Source organism: Thiocapsa sp., assembly GCF_018399035.1.
Lineage (GTDB): Bacteria > Pseudomonadota > Gammaproteobacteria > Chromatiales > Chromatiaceae > Thiocapsa.
Genome location: NZ_CP073760.1, coordinates 5122697 through 5140577 on the forward strand (window position 1 = coordinate 5122697; position 17881 = coordinate 5140577).

Annotated in this window: 15 protein-coding genes; 6 read left to right on the forward strand and 9 right to left on the reverse strand. The window is 63.8% G+C overall.

Annotation, left to right across the window (positions count from 1 at the left end; genetic code table 11):
- Positions 1–30 precede the first annotated feature (30 nt).
- From KFB96_RS23355 to KFB96_RS23385, 7 genes are all read right to left on the reverse strand, one after another.
- Positions 31–1074, reverse strand: coding sequence for a succinylglutamate desuccinylase/aspartoacylase family protein (locus KFB96_RS23355; RefSeq protein ID WP_213456336.1), 1044 nt, complete (start codon positions 1072–1074; stop codon positions 31–33).
- A 203-nt stretch (positions 1075–1277) separates the two neighbouring features.
- Positions 1278–2183 carry a 30S ribosomal protein S6--L-glutamate ligase gene (rimK, locus tag KFB96_RS23360; protein WP_213456334.1) on the reverse strand — a complete coding sequence of 302 codons (906 nt, stop codon included), beginning with the start codon at positions 2181–2183 and terminating at the stop codon, positions 1278–1280.
- On the reverse strand, positions 2180–2662 hold the full coding sequence (gene lspA / locus KFB96_RS23365; protein WP_213457025.1) for a signal peptidase II: 483 nt from the start codon (positions 2660–2662) through the stop codon (positions 2180–2182). Before lspA ends, rimK begins: the two co-directional genes overlap by 4 nt.
- Before the next feature lie 70 nt (positions 2663–2732).
- Positions 2733–5564: an isoleucine--tRNA ligase gene (gene ileS / locus KFB96_RS23370; RefSeq protein ID WP_213456332.1), complete on the reverse strand. Its 2832-nt coding sequence runs from the start codon at positions 5562–5564 to the stop codon at positions 2733–2735.
- Positions 5565–5700: 136 nt separating this feature from the next.
- A complete protein-coding gene (gene ribF, locus KFB96_RS23375; RefSeq protein WP_213456331.1) occupies positions 5701–6696 on the reverse strand; it encodes a bifunctional riboflavin kinase/FAD synthetase in 996 nt (331 codons plus the stop codon).
- 319 nt (positions 6697–7015) lie between these two features.
- Positions 7016–8551, reverse strand: a complete 1536-nt coding sequence (gene murJ, locus KFB96_RS23380) for a murein biosynthesis integral membrane protein MurJ (RefSeq protein WP_213456330.1) — start codon at positions 8549–8551, stop codon at positions 7016–7018.
- A 293-nt stretch (positions 8552–8844) separates the two neighbouring features.
- Positions 8845–9123: a glycine zipper domain-containing protein gene (locus KFB96_RS23385; protein WP_213456329.1), complete on the reverse strand. Its 279-nt coding sequence runs from the start codon at positions 9121–9123 to the stop codon at positions 8845–8847.
- 282 nt (positions 9124–9405) lie between these two features.
- Here KFB96_RS23385 and rpsT point away from each other — a divergent pair, with 282 nt between their 5' ends.
- Positions 9406–9669, forward strand: a complete 264-nt coding sequence (gene rpsT, locus KFB96_RS23390; RefSeq protein ID WP_213457023.1) for a 30S ribosomal protein S20 — start codon at positions 9406–9408, stop codon at positions 9667–9669.
- A gap of 425 nt (positions 9670–10094) precedes the next feature.
- Here rpsT and lgt read toward each other — a convergent pair whose 3' ends face one another.
- Both lgt and KFB96_RS23400 read right to left on the reverse strand, forming a co-directional pair.
- The gene (gene lgt, locus KFB96_RS23395) at positions 10095–10925 is read right to left on the reverse strand and encodes a prolipoprotein diacylglyceryl transferase (protein ID WP_213456327.1); all 831 of its coding nucleotides are present in this window, start codon (positions 10923–10925) and stop codon (positions 10095–10097) included.
- A gap of 611 nt (positions 10926–11536) precedes the next feature.
- On the reverse strand, positions 11537–12085 hold the full coding sequence (locus tag KFB96_RS23400; RefSeq protein WP_213456325.1) for a Smr/MutS family protein: 549 nt from the start codon (positions 12083–12085) through the stop codon (positions 11537–11539).
- Between the two features lie 383 nt (positions 12086–12468).
- Here KFB96_RS23400 and surE point away from each other — a divergent pair, with 383 nt between their 5' ends.
- The 5 genes from surE to ccoN all read left to right on the forward strand — a co-directional run bounded on the left by surE (position 12469) and on the right by ccoN (position 17866).
- A complete protein-coding gene (gene surE, locus KFB96_RS23405; protein WP_213456324.1) occupies positions 12469–13218 on the forward strand; it encodes a 5'/3'-nucleotidase SurE in 750 nt (249 codons plus the stop codon).
- 29 nt (positions 13219–13247) lie between these two features.
- A complete protein-coding gene (locus tag KFB96_RS23410; RefSeq protein ID WP_300971748.1) occupies positions 13248–13880 on the forward strand; it encodes a protein-L-isoaspartate(D-aspartate) O-methyltransferase in 633 nt (210 codons plus the stop codon).
- A 381-nt stretch (positions 13881–14261) separates the two neighbouring features.
- Positions 14262–15140 carry a peptidoglycan DD-metalloendopeptidase family protein gene (locus KFB96_RS23415; protein WP_300970866.1) on the forward strand — a complete coding sequence of 293 codons (879 nt, stop codon included), beginning with the start codon at positions 14262–14264 and terminating at the stop codon, positions 15138–15140.
- A gap of 30 nt (positions 15141–15170) precedes the next feature.
- Positions 15171–16205: an RNA polymerase sigma factor RpoS gene (rpoS, locus tag KFB96_RS23420; RefSeq protein WP_213456320.1), complete on the forward strand. Its 1035-nt coding sequence runs from the start codon at positions 15171–15173 to the stop codon at positions 16203–16205.
- Positions 16206–16432: 227 nt separating this feature from the next.
- Positions 16433–17866 (forward strand): cytochrome-c oxidase, cbb3-type subunit I, encoded by a 1434-nt coding sequence (ccoN, locus tag KFB96_RS23425; RefSeq protein ID WP_213456318.1) that lies wholly within the window; start codon positions 16433–16435, stop codon positions 17864–17866.
- The last annotated feature ends 15 nt before the right edge of the window (positions 17867–17881 follow it).

The following is a 17881-nucleotide window of genomic DNA, read 5'->3' on the forward strand; positions in this document are numbered from 1 at the left end:
CCTCTCGCCCGCGCGTGAAGGCGGCGGCGATCAAATAATCACCGTCTCCTCCTCGTCCTCCGGATCGAGTGCGTCCCGGTACTGCTCGAGCAAGGCTGCGGCGGCCTCCGGCTTGCCGAAGCAGGCGAGGTGATAGAGTGCCTCGCCTTCGGTGATGAGAGGCAGGTTGGTGCGGCCGATGACGATACCGCTCACGGGGGAGAGTACCGGGTCCTCGACCGGTCGGAAGGGGTCGGTGATGATGCCCAGGGTGTCGCCCTTGTTGACATGGGCGCCGAGCGGGGTGAGCGAGAGCAGGATGCCGCTTTGCTGCGCACGAACCCAGACGCTGGAGCGGGCAACGAGCGGCTCGTGACCGATCGCTCGGCGGGCCTGGGCGGCGCGCATCATCCCGATATGCCGCATGACCCCGAGGATCCCGCGCAGACCGGCACGGACCGCGAACTCGTCGAAACGCAGCGCCTCGCCGCCTTCGTAGAGCAGAATCGGGATGTCGCGCGCCGCGGCCTCCGCGCGCAGCGAGCCCGGGCGGACCTCGGCGTCCAGGATGACCGGTGTCTCGAACGCCTTCGCCAACGCCGGCATGTCCTCGCTCGCGCTGAGAGTGACCCGGATTTGCGGAAGGTTCTCGCGATGGATCGCTCCGGTATGCAGATCGATCCCGTGGGTCGAGCCCTCGATCACCTCGCTGATCAGGGTCGCGGCCAGGCGTGCCGCGAGCGAGCCCTTTTCCGAGCCCGGAAAGCTGCGGTTCAGGTCACGTCGATCGGGCAGGTAACGTGACTGGCGGACATAGCCGTAGACGTTGACGACGGGCACGGCGAGCAGGGTGCCGCGCAGCCGGCTCAATGACTTGTGCATGAGCAACCGCCGAATGATCTCGACCCCGTTGATCTCGTCCCCATGAACGGACGCGGTGACGAACAGGCGGGGGCCGGGCTTTCGGCCTCGCACCACATGCACCGGCATGAAGACCGGCGTGGTGGTGTAGAGGTTGGGTAGCGGGATGTCGACCCGGGCGCGCTCGCCGGGTTGGATCTCGCGACCGGCGATGGTAACGGATTCGGCGGTCATCGGCTGGCGTCCTTGGAGACAGACGCCGTGATCTTGTCATGAAATCGCCATCTTGGGGGATTTGGCTTTCGGCCGCCAGCTCTCAGCTTCCAGGCTGACGGGAGCCGTTGAGCCGCTCAGGCGATCCAGGATAATGCTGGCTACTAACCACTAACCACTAACCACTAACCACTAACCACTAACCACTAACCACTCTCCCCCGGTCACCCCTGCCCCCGCGTGCGGGTCTTGCCGAGCGCGGCGTTCTTCTCGACGAGCTCGATCATCTGGGTGGCGATGTCCTTGCCGGTGGCCCGCTCGATCCCTTCGAGCCCGGGGGATGAATTGACCTCCATCACCACCGGGCCATGATTGGAGCGCAGGATGTCCACGCCGGCGAGGTTCAAGCCCATGATCTTGGCCGCACGGGTCGCGGTCGAGCGTTCTTCGGGCGTGATGCGGATCAGGGAGGCGCTCCCGCCGCGGTGCAGGTTGGACCGGAACTCCCCCGGCTTGGCCTGGCGCTTCATGCTCGCGACCACCTTGTCGCCGACCACGAAGCAGCGGATGTCCGCACCGTTGGCCTCCTTGATGTATTCCTGGACCAGGATGTTGACCTTGAGTCCCATGAATGCCTCGACCACGCTCTCGGCGGCTTGCGGGGTCTCGGCCAGCACCACGCCGATGCCTTGCGTGCCCTCCAGGAGCTTGATCACCAGAGGTGCGCCGCCGACCATCTTGATGAGGTCCTCGACATCGTCCGGGGCATGCGCGAAGCCGGTAATGGGAAGACCGATGCCTTTGCGCGAGAGCAGCTGCAGGGAGCGCAGCTTGTCGCGCGCGCGGGTGATGGCGACCGACTCGTTCAGCGGGTAAACACCCAGCATCTCGAACTGACGCAGCACCGCGGTGCCGTAGAAGGTCACGGATGCGCCGATGCGCGGAATGACCGCATCGAAATCGGTCAGCTCATCGCCGCGATAGTGGATCGAGGGCGCGTGCGAGGTGATGTTCATGTAGCAGCGCAGGACGTCGACGACCTTGGTCTCGTGTCCCCGGGCGCGCGCGGCTTCCACGATGCGGCGGGTCGAGTAGAGGGTCGGATTGCGCGAGAGGATGGCGATCTTCATGTGCGCTCGGGTGTCACCAGGGTCGTGATCAACATGATCACCACGCCCACGCTGATGGCGCTGTCCGCGATGTTGAACGACGGCCAGGGATTGAAGAGGGCAAGCGGGATGACGGGAAGATACACCTGAATGAAGTCGACGACGTGACCGAGCAGCACCCGGTCGATCAGGTTGCCGACGGCGCCGCCGATCAGGAGCGCCAGGCCGAGAGCCAGCCAGCCCTCGCCCGACTTCAGGCGCAGCAGCCAGACCGAGAGGGCGCCGGTGATGCCCACCGCCACGAGCGCGAACAGCCAGCGCTGCCAGCCCCCGGCGTCGGCCAGCAAGCTGAAGGCGGCGCCGGTGTTGAACATCAGGGTTAGGTTGACGTTCGGGATCAGCTCGATGACCTCGAACGGCTCGAGCAGGCCCAGCACCAACCACTTGGTCGCCTGGTCCAGGAACAGGACGGCGAGCGAGAGCCAGAGCCAGTGCTTCATGACGGCGCCTTGGGTGCTCGGAATCGTCGCCGAGTCGCTCGATGCGGCGTCCGTCGCCGAGGCATGAGCCTTAGGCATAGCGGCGGACCTCGCCGCTGCCCGCGACATTCTCCACGCAGCGACCGCACAGCTCCGGGTGTTCGGCGTGTGTGCCGACGTCGAGGCGATGATGCCAGCAGCGCACGCACTTGGTCCGCTTGGAGGGTCGCACCCGCACGGCGAGTCCCTTCAGCTCGGTCTCGACCGCATCCGTCGGCTGCTCGCTTGACGGGTGCAGACGGACCTCGGAGGTGATGAGCGCAAAACGCAGCTCCTCGCCCAGGCGAGCGAGGACGGCGCCGAGGGGCTCGGCACAATAGAGATCCAGCTCGGCATCCAGCGACGAGCCGATCAGTCCGGCCTTGCGTGCGGTCTCCAACGCGGGTCCGACGGCGAGCCGGGTCGCGATGACCTGATCCCAGAAGGCGCGGTCCATGGGATCGCCGTCGGCGAGCGGGAAGAGCCCCGCGTACCAGGTCTCGACGAAGACGGTCTCGGCGCGCTCGCCCGGCAGGTGTTGCCAGATCTCCTCGGCGGTGAAGCTGAGGATGGGCGCGAGCCAACGGCTCATCGCCTCGACGATGTGGTACATCGCGCTCTGGCAGGAGCGTCGCGGCAGGCTGTCCGCCTGCGTGGTGTACTGACGGTCCTTGATGATGTCGAGATAGAAGGCGCCCATGTCGACGACGCAGAATTGTTGGACCTTCTGGTAGATCAGATGGAACTGGTAGTCGCGATAGGCCTCGATGACCTCGTCCTGAAGCCGGAAGGCGCGATCCACCGCCCAGCGGTCGAGCTCGAGCATGGCCTCGGGCGCGACGACATCGGTCGCCGGATCGAAGCCGTTGAGGTTGGCGAGCAGGAAACGCGCGGTGTTGCGGATACGTCGATAGGCATCCGCGGTGCGTTTGAGGATTTCGTCGCTGACGCCCATCTCGGCGCGGTAGTCGGTGGCCGCGACCCAGAGCCGGATGATGTCCGCCCCCAGGGTCTTCATGACATCCTGCGGCTTGACCACGTTGCCCTTGGACTTGGACATCTTCTCGCCCTTGGCGTCGACCGTGAAACCGTGGGTGAGGACCTGACGGTAGGGCGCGCGCTCATGCATGGCCACCGAGGTCATGAGCGAGCTTTGGAACCATCCGCGGTGCTGATCCGAGCCCTCCAGATAGAGGTCGGCGGGCGCACGCAGCCCGTCGCGATGCTCGAGCACGCAGGCATGGGTGACGCCCGAGTCAAACCAGACATCCAGGGTGTCTTGGACCTTGTCGTATTCGGCACCTTCGGTCTCGCCCAGGAGATCGGCCGGCGCGAGCGCGAACCATGCCTCGATGCCCTGCTGCTCGACCTGACCGGCGACCTCTTCGATCAGCTCGGCGGTGCGCGGATGCAGCTCGCCCGTGACCTTATGGACCAAGAGCGTGATCGGCACGCCCCAGGTGCGCTGGCGCGAGATGCACCAGTCGGGCCGGCCCTGGACCATGCCTTCGATTCGGCTCTGACCCCAATCGGGCATCCAGCTCACATGGCCGATCTCGCGCAGGGCGGCCTTGCGCAGCCCCTGCTTCTCCATCCCGATGAACCATTGAGGCGTGGCGCGGAAGATGATCGGCGTCTTGTGCCGCCAGCAATGCGGATAACTGTGGGTGAAGCGGGTCGCCAGCAGCAGCGCGCCATGGGCCTTCAGGGTCTCGACGACCTGCTCGTTGGCCTTGAAGACGTTCTCGCCCGCGAAGAGCGGCGTGTCGGGCAGGAAACGCCCGTCCCCGCCGACCGGGTTGTGGACCGGCAGGTGATAGCGCTGGCCGACGATATAGTCCTCCAGACCATGCCCCGGCGCGGTGTGGACGGCTCCGGTGCCCGCGTCGAGCGTCACATGCTCTCCGACGATCACCGGCACCTCGCGGTCGTAGAAGGGGTGCTTGAGCTTGAGGCCCTCGAAGTCGATCCCGCGACCGTAGCCGAGCACCCGATACTGCTCGATGCCCCAGCGGGCCATGGTGTCCTTGAGCAGACCCTCGGCGACGATCAGACGCTCGTGGCCCTGCGCGGACTCGACCGCGACGACCACGTATTCGAGCTCGGCATTGAGTGCGACCGCCTGGTTGGCCGGAAGGGTCCAGGGTGTCGTGGTCCAGATGACGATCGAGGCCGGACCTTCGCCACAGCCGTTGGGCGTGCCGTGACAGCGCGCCGCGAGCGACTCGGGCTCGACGACCGGGAAGCGCACGTCGATCGCGATCGATTGTTTGTCGGCATACTCGACCTCGGCCTCGGCGAGCGCGGAGCCGCAGTCGATGCACCAGTGCACCGGTTTGAACCCCTTCTGGACATGGCCGTTGGCGATGATGCGCCCGAGCGAGCGGATGATCCGGGCCTCGAAGGCGAAGTCCATCGTGAGATAAGGATTCTCCCAGTCGCCGAGGACGCCGAGACGCTTGAAGTCGGCACGTTGGCCGTCGACCTGCTTGGCGGCATAGTCGCGACAGGCGACGCGAAATTCAGCGGCGCTGATCTTGTGCCCCGGTTTGCCCTTCTTCTTCTCGACCTGCAGCTCGATCGGCAGGCCGTGACAATCCCAGCCCGGCACGTAGGGCGCATCGAATCCGTCGAGCGTGCGTGCCTTGACGATGATGTCCTTGAGCACCTTGTTGACCGCATGGCCGATATGGATCTCGCCGTTCGCATAGGGCGGGCCGTCGTGGAGGATGAAGGTCGGAGCGCCCGCGCGGGCTTGGCGGATCAGTGCGTAGAGCGCCATCGACTCCCAGCGCGCGAGCATTGCGGGCTCGCGCTGGGCGAGGTTCGCCTTCATCGGAAAGCCCGTGTTCGGGAGGTTCAAGGTGTCTTTATAGTCGGTCACGTGGCTTGCTCTCGGTGCGTCGGAAGGGGTCGCGTAGGATCCTCGAACGGGCTCCGGGGCGAACAGGGTACGATTGTGGCTTGCTCGGCCGCGCGAGGCAAAGGGGATCGCGTCCGGGTCCGAACCCCGAGCCGACTCAGGGCCGGCGGCTGGCGGCCGGGGGCTGGGGGCTGTCAAGGTCATGCTGCGCGGTCGATCTGAGATACTCGCGCGCCACCCGCGCATCGACCTGGATCTGCTCCTTGAGCGCATCGAAGGACTCGAACCGCTTCTCGTCACGCAGCTTCAGCCGAAACTCGACCTCCAAGTGATGTCCGTAGATCTCCCGATCAAAGTCGAAGAGATGGACCTCGAGCCGATAGTCCTTGCCGTTGACGGTCGGGCGTGTGCCGACATTGGCGACGGCCGGGAGCGGGTTCGGGCCGAGCCCGGACACCATGACGGCGTAAACGCCGCGTACGGGGCTGAAACGGCGGTGTAGGTCGATGTTTGCGGTCGGAAAGCCGATGCCGCGACCGCGTTTGGCGCCGTGGGAGACGCGACCCTGCATCCGGTAGGGGCGCCCGAGCAGGTGACGGGCCTGCTCGAGGTCGCCGCGACCGAGCGCATCGCGTACCCGGGTGCTGCTGATCCGCTCGGTGCCGTGCGTGATGGTGTGCAGATCCTCGACCTCGAAGCCGCTGTCGTCGTTCCGGCCGGCCTGGCCCATCGCGTGCAGCAGGGCATAGTCCCCCTCGCGTCCGCGACCGAAGCGGAAGTCGTCGCCGACCAGGAGATAACGCACGCCGAGCCCGTCGAGCAGGAGCCGTTGCACGAAGTCGCGTGCACCCATCCCGGCGAGCTTGGGGTTGAACTCGAGGAGCATCACCCGCTCGATGCCGCAGTCTTGGAACGCCGCCAGCTTTTCACGCAACCGCGTGAGACGGGCAGGCGCCGAATCAGGCGCGAAGAACTCCATCGGCTGCGGCTCGAAGGTGATGACGGTCGCGGGCAGACCGAGCTCGCGGCCGCGCGCCAACAGCCGCTGGAAGACGGTCCGGTGTCCCAGGTGGACACCGTCGAAGTTGCCGATGGTCGCGACGCAACCTCGGTCGGTCTGGCGCAGGTTGTGTAAGCCTCGGATCAGCCGCATTGCCATCTGCCTCGGGAAACCGGAACGTCAGTATACGCGAGCACCGGAAGGCCCCGAACCATCGCCGTCGATTCACGCTCGAACACGATGTCTCGACGATCGCGCAGACGATCGCGGCAACGAAGCATGCCGTTGTTCGGCTCGTGGAGCAGAGCAGAGATTCCGAGACCGTCCGAGATCATTTTCGTTGTCGTTGTCGTTGTCGTTGTCGTATCGATGGTCGACAACGACAACGAACGGTCTCGACACATCTGCCGTGCTGCACTCGTCTCCGGGGCAAGGCGAAACCCGGTCGAATCGTGCCGAGCGGGGCTTGGTCTTATTCCCGCCCCATGAAGTGCCGCGGGCGGATGCCCATCGCCAGCAGAGCTCCCGCGTAGACGGCCCCGCCGATCATAATCCACATCAGGAGACGCCAGATCCGTTCGCCTAGACCCATGGCGATCCAGTCCGCAGTCACGCCGACCCCCAGATAAATCGCGCTTCCCATCAGTGCATTGGCAATCAGTGCCTTGATCATCAGAGGGATCCATGTGCGCTGCGGTCGAAAGATTCGGTCCCTGAGCAGACCACGCAGCAGCAAGCCGGCGTTGGTGATGGCCGCGATCGTCGTGGCTGCCGCCAGCCCGGCATGGCCGAACGGGAACATCAGGATCAGGTTGAAGACCATATTGGTCACCAGCGCGATGACCGCGATCCGCACCGGGGTCTTCATGTCCTGACGGGCATAGTAGCCGGGCGCCAACACCTTGATTCCCATGAAGGCGACTAGGCCGAGCGAGTAGGCCATGAGACTCAATCTGGCCATCTCGACATCGTTCGCGCCGAACTCGCCGGAATAGAAGAGTGTCGCGATCATCGGGCCGGCCAAGAGGAGGAGGCCGACGGCGCACGGCACGCCCAGCAACAGGACCCAGCGCAGCGCCCAATCCATCGTGTAGGAGAAGGCGACCGGATCGTCGGCGGCATGACGTTGCGACAGGCGGGGCAGGATCACGGTCGCGAGCGCCACGGCGAGGATCCCCAACGGGAACTCCATCAATCGGTCCGAATAGTAGAGCCAGGAGATGCTCCCGGTGACCAGAAAGGAGGCAAGCAGGGTATCGAGCAGCAGGCTGATCTGACCGACCGAGACCCCGAAGAGGGCGGGGACCATCAGCTTGATCGTCTTGCGCACGCCCGGATCGTCCGTCGCCAGGCGCGGGCGCGGCAGCAGCTTGAGCTGAAGGAGAAACGGGATCTGAAACAACAGTTGTGCAATGCCGGCGATGAAGACGCCCCAGGCCAGCGCAACGATGGGCCGCTCCATCAGCGGTGCGAGATAGACCGCGCAGAGGATCAGCGAGATGTTGAGCAGGACCGGCGTGAAGGCCGGGATACCGAAGCGCTCGTAGGTGTTGAGGATGCCGCCCGCGAAGGCGGTCAGCGAGATGAACAACAGATAGGGAAAGGTCAGCCGCAGCATCTCGGTGGCCAGGGCCAACTGCTCCGGCTCGTTCACGAAACCCGGGGCGAAGACCAGGATCAGCACGGGAGCGCCGAGCACGCCGAGCACCGTGACCAGCAGCAGCACGGCACCGAGCGTGCCGGCGACCGCATCGACATAAGCCTTGAGCGCCTCGAAGCCGCGCTTCTCCTTGTACTCGTTGAGCACCGGCACGAAGGCCATGGAGAAGGCGCCTTCGGCGAACAGCCGGCGCATGAAGTTCGGGATCTTGAAGGCGACGAAGAAGGCATCCGTTCCGGCGTCGGCGCCGAAGATCCGGGCGACCACGAGGTCGCGCACGAAGCCGAGGACTCGCGAGAGAAAGGTGTTGCTACCGACCTTGGCGATCGAGGCGGCGAGTGAGGCCACGGCTGATGAGACTCCGCAAAAAGCGCGGATTATAGGGGTGTCGGGGTGCGGCGGCGATCGATCGATCGGATTTGCCGACGCGCGCCGGTCAAATGCGGCTCTTCAAGGTCTCGGAGGTCTATGCGTCGCAGCGAGGTCGCCTCGGTGTGCTGAGGGTGGCGCCGACGGTGCAAGCACCGCGGCGTCGTGTCCGCAACCGCGGAGGCGTGTCGTCTCCATCGGTGTTGCCGCGTGAGCCGACCACTCGGGTGGTGGACGTCTCGGCTCGCGGGTCGTCAGTCGTTCGTGGATGTTTACCGGTACAGCTGCTGGTTGCGCTGCGCCTGCCATGCCTCGCGGTCTCGCTGTTGCTGAAGCTCCTTCTCATGCTGATCGTATGCGAAGGAGCCGAGTGCCCCGACACCGGCGCCGATCAGAGCACCGCGACCGGCATTGGCGCTGAGTGAACCGATGGCGGCACCCGTGGCGGCACCGGCGGCCGCTCCGGTGGTGGTCCGGGATGCCGTGGTGGTGCCGCAGCCGACGAGGGCGGAGGAAAAAATAATGCTGAAAAACAAAGGTATCGTCTTCATGCTTTCGATCTCCGAATGACTGCGCGTACTTGCTCTTTGAGGATGGATGCGGCTCGTTCCGGGAACCGGCGTCATGCGTTCTTGAAGGGCAAAAGCTGGGATAGAAAACGATGAATTCAAGTGGTCATGGATTCGTGCCGTTGGCGGGGTTGGCGCGTGGCAGCTTGGAGCGGATCGATGCGCAGGAGCACGCACGCATTGACAGCACCCGAAGGCACATGGATACTACGCGGTCTTTACTCGGATTACAGCATTACAGCGCCGGATTTTCAGGAGACCCCTTTGGCCAACTCAGTACAAGCCCGCAAGCGCGCCCGTCAGGCGGAAGACCGTCGTCAGCAGAATGCCTCGCAACGCAGTACCCTGCGCACCTTTATGAAGAAGGTCATCAAAGCTATCCAGGCCGGCGACAAAGAAGCTGCCGTCCAAGCCTTCAAAGATGCGGTTCCGCGTATCGACCGGGCCGCACGCAAGGGTCTCATCCATGCCAACAAGGCCGCTCGTCACAAGAGCCGGATGAATGCCCACATCAAGGAGATGGGTTAGTCGCTGTTCGGCACCGTTCTCCGGCGCACGAAAAACCGGCCTTCGAGGCCGGTTTTTTTATGCCCGCGTCGGGGCGAGCTATTAGCTGTCAGCTATAAGCCGCCAGCTACCGGCCACCGGCCGTCGAAACCCTGCAATCCAGCAAGGCGATTTCCGCAAAATTCCATACCGTAGGTTGTGCTGAGCGATAGGAAGCACGACTCGCGCTGAGTTTTGGTTGCGCCTCGCACGGCTCGGCACAACCTACGTCACTGGTATAAGGGATCCCGGAATTCGCCTAAACCGCGTCCAGAGCGAGATACTCACTTTCGAGTGAGCTCGAAGTTTGGTGAATCCACGACCCTTAGCGGGGGACGCGGTTTAAGCTGACAGCTGATACCGAGCGTCTCGCGAGGGCCGGCCGCCTGCACTTTGGGTCACTTGGCTTACGACGACGGACGACGCCTGTAGGCGAGCGCGAGCAGCAGTGCGCCGAACAGGATCATGGGCATCGACAGCAGTTGACCCATCGTCAGCCAGCCAAAGGCGAGATAGCCGATTTGGGCGTCCGGCACGCGCACGAATTCAACGGCAAACCTCGAGAGGCCGTAGCCGAGCAGGAAGACCCCCGAGACGGCCATCATGGGGCGCGGTTTGCTGGAAAAGATCCAGAGGACAATGAAGAGGGCAAGACCCTCGAGCGCGGCCTGATAGAGCTGCGAGGCATGCACCGGGATGCTCCAGACCGTCCCTTGCGGCAGATCCGCGCATTGCGCCGGAAATTCCAGGCAGGGTAGGCGCATCCCCCAGGGGAGATCGGTCCGGTGACCCCAGAGCTCGCCGTTGATGAAGTTGCCGATCCGCCCGGCGAAGAGTCCGAGCGGAACGAGCGGGGCAAGGAAGTCGCCAACCTGGAAGAACCGCATGCGATGGCGACGCGCGAACAAGTAGATCGCGATCAACACGCCGATCAGTCCGCCATGGAAGGCCATTCCGCCTTCCCAGACCTTGAGGATGTTCAGCGGGTTCGCGGCTAGTTGGTCGAACCCGTAGAAAAGCATGTAGCCGAGCCGACCCCCGAGGATGGTGCCGATGACACCGTAGAAGATGAGGTCATCCACCATCTCCGTGGTCCAGCCCGACTGCGGCTGGCCTGCCCGCCAGCGCCCGAGCATCCAGGCGGCGGCGAATCCGACGAGGTACATGAGCCCGTACCAATGGATCCGCAGGGGTCCAAGGCCGAGTGCGACGGGATCGATATCGGGGTAGGTCAACATAGCGGCGCTAGTATACAGGGCGGTTTCGGGTTGCAAGATTTAAGTTTCGAGAGTCTTGGCCCCGAGCTTGCCGCCTATCCGTTGACGCCGGCGCCCTGGTTTCCGCTCGCCATGCCGCTGACGCAGACGCGGATGGCATGCGGAATCGTCGGTCCCTCGAGCGCTTGAAATAGGTCCGGCTCCATGCGCTTGCGCTTGCATCCCGGAGCGCGGAGAGGTCCAGGCTCAAGACCCCCTGCGCCTCGATCCTGCTCACCCGGCCTTCGCGATCGAAATGCCGCGCCACCTGCCGGCGGGCTGCCCAGAGGCCGGTGTGCGGCTCCGTCACGGAGATGCCGCCGCGATAGCTGTTGAACGCGGGTGTGTAGAGTCGACCAGGCGGAAAGGGGTTATCCGCGGTGGCGCTCCATTGACCGACATAGGGCCGATAGGCGAGTCCCATGATCGGTCCCCCGGCCCCTCCGGCCTCCGCGGGAACAAGGATCAGGATCGCCATGATTTGCAGGACCCCGAGCATGGTGTCGCGCCAATGCCGACGGCGCGGCGTGCCCGTCGGCGGATGCGGATTCCGTGCGGCGAGATCACGATTCACGGCGAGGGGCGGCAAGGGCTCAGGGCGTCCGGCTCGACTTGCTCGGGTTGCGCAGCAGGATATAGACGGCACCCGTTCCGCCGTCTTTCCGCGTGGCGGAGCAGAAGGCCAGTACCTCGTCGTAGAGACGCAGCCAATAATTGACCTTTTGTTTAAGGACCGGTTGTCGGCCGGCGGAGCGATAGCCCTTGCCGTGGACGATGAGGGCGCAGCGGACATGGCGCCGACCGCATTCGGCAAGGAATTCGGCCAGGAGACCGCGCGCCTGCTCGACATGGAGTCCGTGCAGGTCGAGCTCGAGTCCGACCTCGATGCCGCCGCGCTGCAGCTCGGCCATCAGGCGCCGCTGGACACCGGGGCGAGTGAAGAGGAGAAATTCATGCGTCTCCACCTCCGACTCGGACAGCAGCGTCCCGCCCTGTTCTTCGGGCAACTCCACAGGACGCGGGCGCGGGACGGGTGGCGGCCTGCGGCGTTCGTGCTCGACTTGGTCATGGCGAACTGGCTCGGCGTCCTGGACATGCTCGCGAAACAACGCCAAATCAGATTCTTGGATTTGTTTCTTCATGTCTGGACAGGGTATTGTTGCGCCTCGACGAAAGGTGTCGCCTGCTGGTCCGGCTTAAACCGCGTCCAGAGCGACATGCGAAATTTTCATTCTGCGTTTGGCTTTGGAGATGTCCTCGAGCTCGGTGAGACGCGGTTTAGGACGATCCGAGGAGGCGAACGTCCGCATGTATGATCACGCCGACATCCTCCGGTTGCTCTCCATCGGCCTCGTCGGCTGGCGTCGACGCGTCGTTCGGCGCCGCAGTATAGCAGCGCTGCCCGACCGCGGCGGGCCAAAGCGCTCGGGGTGCCGGTCAGGGTGCTTTTCAGTATGATTCGGGTGTCCCCACGCGGTGGATCCTGATCAAGTCTCGGTTTTCTACAGACGCGGTTTAGGACGACATGAAGATTCTCGTGAGCAACGACGACGGTTATCAGTCGCCCGGTCTGATCAGGCTTGCCGACGCCCTTTCCGCGCTGGGCGAGGTCTTGGTCGTCGCGCCCGAGCGCGATCGCAGCGGGGCGAGCAATTCCTTGACACTCGATGTGCCGCTGCGGGCGACCCGGATGGCGAACGGCTACATCCGCGTCGACGGGACCCCGACCGATTGTGTCCACCTCGCCTTGACCGGTCTTGCGGACGTCGATCCCGATATCGTCGTGGCCGGGATCAATCACGGTCCGAATCTCGGCGACGACGTGCTGTATTCCGGGACGGTTGCGGCGGCAACCGAGGGGCGGTTTCTCGGTCTGCCCGCGATCGCGGTGTCCATGCACGCGCACGAGCCGCAGCATCTGGAAACCGGCGCGGCCGTTGCGGTGGAGCTGGTCACCCGATTGCGCGCGGCACCGCTCGAGTCGACGATCATCCTGAACGTCAACGTACCGGACGTTCCGTATGACCGGATCAAGGGCTTCGTCGCGACCCGCTTGGGGCATCGGCACAAGGCGGAGGCCGTCGTGCCTGCGTTTGATCCGCGCGGGCGTCGCATCTATTGGGTCGGACCCGCCGGTCCGGAGCAGGACGCAGGGCCCGGCACGGATTTCTTCGCCGTACGCAGCGGTTTCGTCTCGATCACCCCCTTGCAGGTGGACCTGACCCGACACAGTGCGTTGGAATCCGTTCGCCAATGGTTGGATCCGCGCCCTTGAGCGCCGGGTCTGTCCACCAAGGGATCGGGATGACCTCGCAGCGCACCCGCGCGCGCCTGATCCAGCGTCTGGAAGAGGCGGGGATCCGAATGCCGGAGCTCCTCGACGTGATCCGCCGATTACCGCGCCATCTGTTCGTCGACGAGGCGTTGGCGAGCCGGGCCTACGAGGACTCGGCGCTGCCGATCGGCCATGGCCAAACCATTTCTCAGCCCTACACGGTCGCGCGGATGACCCAGGCGTTGATGGAGCCATCCAAGCCCGATACCGTGCTCGAGATCGGCACCGGCTCCGGGTTTCAGACGGCGGTCCTCGCATCGCTGGTGCGCCGGGTCTACAGCGTGGAGCGGATCGGTGCCTTGCTCGAGCGCGCCCGGGATCGACTTCGGCTGCTCGAATATCGAAACATCCGGTTTCGCCATGACGACGGCGCGCTGGGCTGGCCCGAATATGCCCCCTTCGACGGTATCCTGGTGACGGCGGCGCCGCGCGGTGTTCCGCGCGTCCTGGCCGAGCAGTTGGCGCCCGGGGGCGTCATGATCCTGCCGATTTGGGAAGGAGAGGCCCAGGTGCTTCTGCGCGTCACGCGCACGGCTCAAGGCTTCGAGCAGGAGGTTCTCGAGCCGGTCAGTTTCGTGCCCCTGGTTGCGGGCGTATCTTGACCCTGGATCCGGCAGTTGACCGCTTGGGAAGGGTTCAAAAATGCGTAACACAACTCGACGAAAGAATACCTTTTCCGCCGCTGTCGTTGTCGATAACGATTGCGACAACGACAACGACAACGACAACGACAAGGTTTAAACCGCGCCCTGTGCGGTATGCGATGTTTTTGGATGGGATCGGCCCCGGCGGATTTCAGAACCGCTGGAGGCGGCGCGGTTTAAAGTATTAAAAAATATAAAATTTTAAACCGCGTCCCCCGCTAAGGGTCGTGGATTCACCAAACGTCGAGCTCACTCGAAAGTGAGCATCTCGCTCTGGACGCGGTTTAAATTCGGTACTCCGCTTGTTTCCGACACGTGACTGATTGCCGTATGCATCGAATGGATAAAATCGAAATCTCCAGCGGCCTGCTCGCTCCCCCGTCGGAGGATGGCCGCGACGGCCCCCGGGCACGCCCCGCGCGGCGTCGTGCAATGCTGTCGATCGGCCTCTGCGTGCTTGGCCTGTGCGTGATCGCACTGCTCGGAGGCTGTGCCTCCAAGGGTCCGGCACCGGTCGGCGGCTGGGATTGGGTCGGTCCGGTTCCGGACGGCTACTACCTCATTCGCCGGGGAGATACGCTCAGCGAGGTCGCGACTCGGCACGGGGTGGGTCTTCGCACGCTCGCGGGTTGGAATGGCCTGGAATCACCTTACTCGATCTATGCCGGTCGACTGCTGCGGGTGACGCCTCCGGACGGATCGCCTGCGCCGCAACCCTCCGCGCCCCGGAGTGCTCCTGCGGTCGTCGCAGCCCCCGCGACCCCGGAGCGCGCTCCGCAAGGGAGCGGCACGCCAAAGGCAGCCGGAACGGCGGCGCAAGCCGGCTCCGCCGCAGCCTCGGGCGTGTCCTGGGCCTGGCCGCTCGAGGGCTCGCTCGCGCAGAGGTTCAGCACCGGCGACCGCACGCGCCAAGGCGTCCGGATCCGCGCACGTGCAGGCGAGCAGGTGAAGGCTGCAGCCGATGGCCAAGTGGTTTACAGCGGCAGTGGACTCAAAGGGTACGGCAACCTTATCATCATCAAACATAACGACAAATATCTGAGCGCTTACGGGTTCAATCGCAGGCTGCTCGTTGCCGAGGGGGATCGGGTCACGCGCGGACAGGCGGTCGCGGAGGTAGGTCAAGCGGTCGATGGGGGCGGTTACCTTCTGCACTTCGAGATTCGCCGAGACGGTACGGCTGTCGACCCGCTACTCTATCTGCCTCCGCGATCGTAACCGCGTCCGACCCGACGGAGGAAGATGTGGATGTCAAGCGCCGACGCTCGTGAGCCCAAGGTCGATGGTTCCGATCTCGCTTCGGACCTTGACGGCGAGATCCTGCTCGAAGGCGAGGACTCCGAGCCGACCGACGAGGATATCGACTCCAACGAGGCCGATCCGGTCGAGTCCGAGCCGATCGAGCCGGCGGCGGTCGAGCCCGCGGCCGAGCGCTTCAGCTCGGGCGCAGGCGATTTCGATGCGACCCGTCTCTACCTGAACGAAATCGGCGAGTCGAAGCTTCTCACGGCGGAGGAAGAGGTGGCGCTCTCGCGCGCCGCTCAGAGTGGCGACAACGCCGCGCGCCACCGCATGATTGTCTGCAACCTCCGATTGGTGGTGAAGATCGCCCGGCGCTATCTCAATCGCGGCCTCCCTCTGTTGGATCTGATCGAAGAGGGCAACCTCGGTTTGATCCGCGCCGTGGAGAAATTCGACCCGGAGCGGGGATTTCGTTTCTCCACCTATGCCACCTGGTGGATCCGCCAGACGATCGAGCGGGCGATCATGAACCAGACGCGGACCGTGCGTCTGCCGATTCATGTCGTGAAGGAGATCAACATCTATCTCAAGGCGGCGCGTAAGCTCTCGCAGAGTCTCGATCACGAGCCGACCACCGAGGACATCGCCGTCCTACTCGGCAAGCCGATCGGCGAGGTCAAGCGGATGCTCGGGTTGAACGAGCGGATTGCCTCGGTGGATACGCCCTACAGCAAGGATGCCGACAAGCCGCTCGTCGACATGCTCCAGGACGAGGCTGCCGATGACCCGGCCGACCGCATCCAGGACACGGATATTCAGGCCAATCTCGAGCACTGGCTCGGAAAGCTCAACGCCAAGCAGCGCGAGGTGGTGGAGCGTCGCTTCGGTCTGCACGGTTACGAGAACTCGACCCTCGAGAACGTCGCACAGGAGCTGGGCGTTACCCGAGAGCGCGTGCGTCAAATCCAAATGGACGCGCTGCGGCGGCTGCGCGATATCCTGGAAAAAGAAGGGTTTTCGATCGATGCTTTTTTCAAGTAATACCGTTCGTCCGGATGTGGAAATCCCCGTTCCGGACCTGATCCAGATCAATGCTTGTTGTGGTATATCCCATATGGATCAGGTCGGATGCCCTGCTCCTATGTTGACTTTCCGACTCTGATCCAGTGATATGATCGGCGCACCGTCGCCCGATGGAGCGACATCACGAGACGGCTGGATCGCCTGCTAATCTTTATTGTTTTCCCGACGTTTTCTGGGAGGGTCTAATGGAAGCCAGTCTGGAACGGAAGTACAACTTCGACGTTGTACGCTGGTTCACGATCATGGCCGTCGTCTACCTGGTGGTCGGCGCGTCTGTCGGGGTCTATATCGCAGCAGAGCTGGCTTGGCCGGCACTGAATCTCGATAGCCCCTATTTATCGTTCGGGCGTCTGCGCCCGCTTCACACCAACGCCGTCATCTTCGCCTTCGGCGGCTGTACCCTGATGGCCACCGCCTTCTATACCGTCCAACGCACCTGCGGCGCACGCCTCTGGAGCGACAAGATGGCGTGGTTTACCTTTTGGGGTTGGAATCTGGTCATCGTTCTGGCCGTCATCACCCTTCCGCTGGGTCTGACTCAAGCGAAGGAATACGCGGAGCTCGAATGGCCGATCGACATCCTGATCGCCGTAGTTTGGCTCTCGTTCACCATCAATTTCGTGATGACCATCGCCAACCGGAAGTCCTCGCACATTTACGTGTCGAACTGGTTCTTCCTCGGCATGATGATCATGATCGTCTATCTGCACGTGGTGAACAGCCTGGCCATCCCGGTTGGACTCTTCAAGTCGTATTCGATCTTCTCGGGCGTCCAAGACGCCATGATCCAGTGGTGGTGGGGACATAATGCGGTCGGGTTCTACCTGACGGCCGGCTTCCTCGGGATCATGTATTACTTCGTGCCGAAGCAGGCGGGACGCCCGATCTACTCCTACCGTCTCTCCGTTATCCATTTCTGGGCTTTGATGTTCGGTTACGTCTGGCTCGGTGCGCATCATCTGCAATACACCGCGCTGCCCGATTGGACCGGATCGCTCGGGGCCGCGGTCTCCATCGCGATGATCATCCCCTCCTGGGGCGGTGCCGTGAACGGCATGATGACCCTCTCGGGTGCCTGGGATCGGTTGCGGACCGACTATGTTCTGCGCTTCCTGATCATCGCACTCGCCTTCTACGCCATGTCGACCTTCGAAGGCCCGGTCATGTCGCTGAAGACGGTCAACGCCCTCTCGCATTACACCGACTGGACCATCGGTCATGTGCATTCCGGTGCGCTGGGCTGGGTTGCGGGGATCTCGATCGGTGCGATCTACCACCTCATGACACGGCTTTATCACACCGAGATGTACTCGGTGCGCTTGATCAACTTCCACTTCTGGACAGCGACGATCGGGACCGTGATCTATATCGTGGCCATGTGGGTCTCGGGGATCATGCAGGGTCTGATGTGGCGGGCCTACGACGAGTACGGCACCTTGGCCTATACCTTCGTGGAATCCGTCGACGCGATGCACCCCTACTACGCCATGCGCACGGTCGGTGGTGCGATCTTCCTGCTCGGCGCCGTCGTCATGCTCTTCAACATCTTGATGACCGTGCGTAAGTCGTTGTCCGAAGGCAGCCTGAGCAAGGCGCGCGCCTTGCCGGCAGCGGCATGATCCCGGAGTAGCATC

Excerpts from the sequence above, each read along its gene's own strand:
- lspA (WP_213457025.1), bottom strand. The coding sequence starts at position 2,662 with ATGAAGCACTGGCTCTGGCTCTCGCTCGCCGTCCTGTTCCTGGACCAG.
- ccoN (WP_213456318.1), top strand. The coding sequence starts at position 16,433 with ATGGAAGCCAGTCTGGAACGGAAGTACAACTTCGACGTTGTACGCTGG.
- KFB96_RS23415 (WP_300970866.1), top strand. The coding sequence starts at position 14,262 with ATGGATAAAATCGAAATCTCCAGCGGCCTGCTCGCTCCCCCGTCGGAG.
- KFB96_RS23400 (WP_213456325.1), bottom strand. The coding sequence starts at position 12,085 with ATGAAGAAACAAATCCAAGAATCTGATTTGGCGTTGTTTCGCGAGCAT.
- rpoS (WP_213456320.1), top strand. The coding sequence starts at position 15,171 with ATGTCAAGCGCCGACGCTCGTGAGCCCAAGGTCGATGGTTCCGATCTC.
- lgt (WP_213456327.1), bottom strand. The coding sequence starts at position 10,925 with ATGTTGACCTACCCCGATATCGATCCCGTCGCACTCGGCCTTGGACCC.
- rimK (WP_213456334.1), bottom strand. The coding sequence starts at position 2,183 with ATGAAGATCGCCATCCTCTCGCGCAATCCGACCCTCTACTCGACCCGC.
- KFB96_RS23385 (WP_213456329.1), bottom strand. The coding sequence starts at position 9,123 with ATGAAGACGATACCTTTGTTTTTCAGCATTATTTTTTCCTCCGCCCTC.
- ribF (WP_213456331.1), bottom strand. The coding sequence starts at position 6,696 with ATGCGGCTGATCCGAGGCTTACACAACCTGCGCCAGACCGACCGAGGT.
- KFB96_RS23410 (WP_300971748.1), top strand. The coding sequence starts at position 13,248 with ATGACCTCGCAGCGCACCCGCGCGCGCCTGATCCAGCGTCTGGAAGAG.
- surE (WP_213456324.1), top strand. The coding sequence starts at position 12,469 with ATGAAGATTCTCGTGAGCAACGACGACGGTTATCAGTCGCCCGGTCTG.
- KFB96_RS23355 (WP_213456336.1), bottom strand. The coding sequence starts at position 1,074 with ATGACCGCCGAATCCGTTACCATCGCCGGTCGCGAGATCCAACCCGGC.